Below are 5285 nucleotides of genomic sequence, written 5' to 3'. Positions count from 1 at the left end.
CTCCCCATGTGAGAGTAGCACACCGCCAAGCTCCCATTCTACGAAGAAGCCCACTCAATCGAGTGGGCTTTTTTCGTTTTTGGAGTGATGTTTGCGCAGTACGCCCGCATTGCAATACCTCACCATCAAAGCGTGCAGGCTGCGAGCGATGCACAGGCTCATACACAACAATTTATGCCTGGTGCTACGATGCACTTATCCCCTGCGGCCTAGCGCTCGTCACTTTACGCATTATATCGCTGTAATCTGTCTGTTAGCGCAGAACAGCTAACGCGGTTCAAACTGGTTAGATACCAAACTCGCTTAATATCACTTTGTCGGCGTGCCATCGGCTCCCTCATCCGCATCGCTTCCAGTTCATCACCCCTCGTTTTTACAATCGTTGTCCACCGTTAACCACGTAGTCTGATGTATCCACGTGGTAATCGGGGCTAATAAAGATTATCAAACAGACTAAAACAATTATTTAAGGTTCGTTTTACTGGGAGAAATACCGTTGAGCTGGACTGCGCAATTAAAGCAGCATGAGACTTCATTTCATGCACATCATAAAATATGTAACCCAAGTTCGGATAAGATTGTTTAGAAGATAATTTACTTAATGAGGCTTGGTTACAGATTCTTCTAATTAGCAGTATTACTTCAGAGACAGGATTGTTTTGCTTACAACGAAGACTGCTGAATAGTTATAGTCCTGCTATAAATGACCTGAGGCTTTTCTGTTATCATTGGGCTGTAATCCGTTTATATTTTTAAGGTAAGCCGTGGTAGTCAGAAAGGTTTTAAAGAATAGTCTGCGCACAGGGATTGAGTTTGCTGCTGCAAAAAGAAAGCATTACTTCGATCGTTTCAGAAAAAACACAATAAAAGTAAAACTGGTTGCTATAGCAAAGAATGAAGCCGCGTATCTACCAGAATGGATTGCACACCACCTTTACTTTGGCTTTGATCATATAGAAATAAACATCAATCGAACAACTGATAATAGTTCCGCAATATTATCCAAGTTTTGCGAACACGAGCAGGTATCTGTCAGGAACGCAGACGGTTTTTTCGATAGCTATAAGGGGAACCCGCAGGTGGGCTTATACAGAGAAGCCATTGGGAACGCAAGAAAGCAAGGCTTTTCCCATATTTGCTTTTTAGATATAGATGAATTTTGGGTGTCAAAGGATCTGAAATCAACGATTCATGATTGTTTGGAAATGATTGAAAAATGCGACGTAATTTCTTTTGAGTGGGCAAACAAACATGAACCCGATAACCAGTTTGGTCCGGCTATATCAGAACAAATAAAAGTTCAACGCAGGCCACAAATTAAATCTATTATTGATACACGCTCGCCATATTATCGACTTAACCCGCATAATATTGTAAATCCATACTTAGATTACAGAAACGCCGCGGGGGCGCGATTTACGCATAGTAATGAAGCATTCTCTCGGGTCTCTGAGGTTGAGCTGAATCAACCCATTAAACCGTATTTTATTATTCATCGATATTACAGAAGCGAAGTTGAATACATTGCAACTCTGGGGCGTGGTCGGCCAAAGTTCCCCGATGAGGGAAATATAAAAATTAAAGGGAACCGAAAAGGGTATTCTGCTAAGGATGACGCAGAAAGTCTAGACTTCGATGCTGATAGTTTTAACCGATACCACCATCATATACAGAGTATTTTGAAAGAGATGGTCGAGGAAGCGGAAGTCAAAAAAGCACAAAAATTTGTTAAAGATACTTACGAAAAAGTACTGACTATTGTGGAAAATAGTGACGCAAAAGATGAAGCGTTGTTAGCTCGTTCGTTTAAAAACATCAGCGATGAGAGAGCAATAGCAGCCCTTAAAAAGTTTCAAACCCGCCACCGATAATCTCTGTGACCAAGAATCCTCGCAGCTGCCTTCCCATCTTAGCGCGCATAACCTAATATGTCGTCACTCAGAATAACCGTTTAAGGTGTCCGGTGCCTGTACTACGTAATCATCATACCTTCCATCTGAATGCGCAATGTCAGCAGCTTGAAGCATTTCACGATGCCTCGTCTGCACTTTCATTGTGTGATCGCTTTTCCCACCACTATCTACTCGGTGAGGGAAGCAACACCGTTTTCATCGAGGATTATGACGGCGCTGTATTGCTGAACCAGATCAAAGGGGTGGAGGTGCATGACACCGATTACGCTATTCAGCTTCGGGTCGGCGCTGGTGAAAACTGGCACCGTCTGGTGACAACTGCTTTAGAGCAAGGATGGCATGGAATGGAAAACCTGGCGCTTATACCAGGATCCGTCGGTGCCGCGCCTATCCAGAATATCGGTGCCTATGGTTTGGAAGTTGGAACATTTATTGAGTCTGTTGAAATGGTCGACAGAACAACTGGAAATACCCTCATTTTAAATAATGAAGAGTGTCGGTTTGGTTATCGCGATAGTATTTTTAAACAAGAGTTGTTGGGTAATGTCATCATTACCCATGTGAATTTTGTTCTTCCTAAAAACTATCAGCTCAATACCTCCTATGGCGAACTAAGCGCGCTGACTCATCCTACCCCTCACGCAATTTATGAAAAAGTCATTGATGTACGAAGCAATAAATTGCCTGATCCGGCAACGTTGGGGAATGCGGGAAGTTTTTTTAAAAATCCGGTGGTTTCAGCGCAACAGTTTCAGGAACTTCAAGATGGGTACCCTGATATCCCGCACTTTCATGTTGGTGACGATGTAAAAATCCCTGCCGCGTGGTTAATTGACCAATGCGGCTATAAGGGTAAGCAAGTGGGGGAGGTAAGATGTCATCCCACGCAGCCGTTGGTACTTACCAACCTCGGCGGTGCCAGCGGTAACGATGTTGTGGCACTGGCTCGGGAAATCATGACCACTGTTACTGAAAAATTCGGTGTATCATTGGAGCCTGAGGTACGCTTAGTGGGGAAAGAAGGATTGGTAGCATTATGAAACAGGCGTCGAAATTAATTCGTCAGCACATACTGGCGTTACTTTCAGATGGGCAGTTTCACTCCGGCGAAACCATCGCGCAGGAGGTCAATCTTTCGCGCACCGCCGTGGCCGGCCACATTAGTCAGCTTTCTGACTGGGGGCTGGATGTATTTAAGGTTAAAGGCAAAGGTTATCGACTCAATCAGCCATTTGATTTGCTCAAGGCCGATAAGATAACAAAGGACATTCATGACTCCCGACTGGCTGTCGTCGAGGTTGCGCCAGTACTAGAGTCCACCAATGCAGAACTCAAAGGCCGTATCACTCGCCGGAGAGATGATCTGGCTGACGGCGATACCATTCTTGCAGAAATTCAGACCGCTGGCAGAGGACGGCATGGTCGACAGTGGCTTGCCCCGGTGGGCGGCAGTCTGACCTTTTCCATGTACTGGTCTTTTCCGGACGGTTATCAGAGTATGGCCGGCCTGTCGCTCCTGGTTGGTGTGGCAATGTGTGACGGACTCAGAAAAGTCGGTGTTGAAGACGCGCAGGTGAAGTGGCCGAATGATATCTATTTACATGGCAGAAAACTTGCCGGTATTCTGATTGAAGTTGAAGGGCAAATAGGCGCAACGGCGCACTGCGTCATTGGGGTAGGGCTGAACATTAATGTCCCTGAAGATCAGTATGATGTAGGTCAGCCTCATACCGATCTTGCCAGCGTCCTACCTTCAGGGGTTGATCGAAATCACCTCGCCGCAATCCTGATTGAGTCACTATGGCAGCACCTGGATGCGTTCTCGTCACACGGTTTCAGTAAATTCGTATCCTATTGGGAGTCACTGGACTTGTACGCAGACAAAACCGTGGTTTTACAGATGGGAGAGAAGCGCTTTAGCGGTATTGACCGTGGCGTTGATGAAAGTGGCGCCCTGTTGGTTGAAACCCGTGATGGTATTATGCGCTTTCATGGTGGTGAGGTAAGCCTGCGTGGTCACTGAAAATGACATCGTATTAGTCGATGCTGGTAACACCAGCATCAAATTTGTGACCTTAAATAATATCGACACTGAACTTCACTCTGCTTACTCTGCCACCGAGTGCTTTCAAACATTAAAGACCTTTCCCTATATTAGCTGTATTTATTTGTCTAACGTGGGCGATGCCAGCATAGAGCAGCATTTTTCTGAATTCTGTCAGCAGCATGCAATTCAGCTTAAAATTATTTATACGCAAAAAGAACAGTTTTCTCTGGTAAACGCCTATTCAGATGTCACAAAAATGGGTGTAGATCGTTGGCTGGCAATGCTGGCTGCGCACAAAATGACCAGGAAACCTTTTGCTGTCATTGATGTCGGCACGGCGATCACATGTGATTTTGTCAAAGATGGTCAACATTTGGGCGGTTGGATCACGCCTGGTTTTGGAATTATGAAAGACGCTTTGGTGAAAAATACTGCAAGGGTGTCGGCAAATAAGGATATTCCTACCCGATTTGAACCCGGCACTTCTACCGAAGAATGTGTGGCGATGGGCTGTCAGGCAGCGGTACGAGGTGTTTATTTGAGCGCAGTTGATTATTTGTCGAGCAATCAGGCCGAATTTTCCATTATTATTGGGGGAGGGGGCAAAAATATGCTTGCATTCGCGCAATTCGATGGTAGCATCCTCGTCGCGAATTTGGTGGTGCATGGTCTTGCCCGCTACGCCAGAAATGATTTTCCGGCGCTGGTTTCTGAATGATGATAACTGCTTCAACACTCAGAAAAATTTGAAAGAAATTTCAAAAAGACTATTGCACTGAGTAAGTGATTACTCTAGAATGCGCACCCACTTGATGCAGTGCCGACTTAGCTCAGTTGGTAGAGCAACTGACTTGTAATCAGTAGGTCGCCAGTTCGACTCCGGCAGTCGGCACCATCAATCTCTGGAGGGGTACCCAAGCGGTCAACGGGAGCAGACTGTAAATCTGCCGGCTCAGCCTTCGCAGGTTCGAATCCTGCCCCCTCCACCACTTTTTCTATGAGGTGGCCAGAGAATTAGGATCGCGGGCATCGTATAATGGCTATTACCTCAGCCTTCCAAGCTGATGATGCGGGTTCGATTCCCGCTGCCCGCTCCATTTAGTGCTGATATAGCTCAGTTGGTAGAGCGCACCCTTGGTAAGGGTGAGGTCGGCAGTTCAAATCTGCCTATCAGCACCATTCTTCTCCCCAGCTCATATATATTGAACATATAATTTACAGTTTTCATGTAACTTTGCTGGGATAATAGAAAATGGCAAAAGAAAAGTTTGAACGTACGAAACCCCACGTAAACGTGGGTACAATCGGCCACGTTGACCACGGTA

Annotated in this window: 4 protein-coding genes, 4 tRNA genes and 1 pseudogene; all 9 read left to right on the top strand. The window is 45.6% G+C overall.

All coding sequences use genetic code 11. From position 1 onward, the window contains the following. Window positions 1-764: 764 nt before the first annotated feature. On the top strand, window positions 765-1871 hold the full coding sequence (locus HHX48_RS18500; protein ID WP_191026733.1) for a glycosyltransferase family 2 protein: 1107 nt from the start codon (window positions 765-767) through the stop codon (window positions 1869-1871). A 92-nt stretch (window positions 1872-1963) separates the two neighbouring features. After that, entirely contained in the window at window positions 1964-2953 is a 990-nt protein-coding gene (gene murB / locus HHX48_RS18495; RefSeq protein ID WP_191026732.1) for a UDP-N-acetylmuramate dehydrogenase, read from the top strand. Then, complete coding sequence (birA, locus tag HHX48_RS18490; RefSeq protein ID WP_191026731.1) at window positions 2950-3936, top strand: bifunctional biotin--[acetyl-CoA-carboxylase] ligase/biotin operon repressor BirA; 987 nt, start codon at window positions 2950-2952, stop codon at window positions 3934-3936. The genes murB and birA overlap by 4 nt, the downstream gene beginning before the upstream one ends. Continuing rightward, window positions 3926-4678, top strand: a complete 753-nt coding sequence (locus HHX48_RS18485; RefSeq protein ID WP_191026730.1) for a type III pantothenate kinase — start codon at window positions 3926-3928, stop codon at window positions 4676-4678. Before birA ends, HHX48_RS18485 begins: the two co-directional genes overlap by 11 nt. Before the next feature lie 101 nt (window positions 4679-4779). Further along, window positions 4780-4855: transfer RNA gene (locus HHX48_RS18480), tRNA-Thr, on the top strand. 9 nt (window positions 4856-4864) lie between these two features. Beyond that, a tRNA-Tyr gene (locus HHX48_RS18475) sits at window positions 4865-4949 on the top strand. Window positions 4950-4982: 33 nt separating this feature from the next. Next, window positions 4983-5057 (top strand) — tRNA-Gly (locus HHX48_RS18470). A gap of 6 nt (window positions 5058-5063) precedes the next feature. Then, window positions 5064-5139: transfer RNA gene (locus HHX48_RS18465), tRNA-Thr, on the top strand. 73 nt (window positions 5140-5212) lie between these two features. Further along, a pseudogene (locus tag HHX48_RS18460) lies at window positions 5213-5285 on the top strand (GTP-binding protein); the annotation flags it as partial.

This window comes from Salinimonas profundi (genome assembly GCF_014750655.1).
GTDB classification, from domain to species: Bacteria; Pseudomonadota; Gammaproteobacteria; order Enterobacterales; family Alteromonadaceae; genus Alteromonas; species Alteromonas profundi_A.
This window is presented reverse-complemented; position numbering and strand designations above follow the sequence as displayed.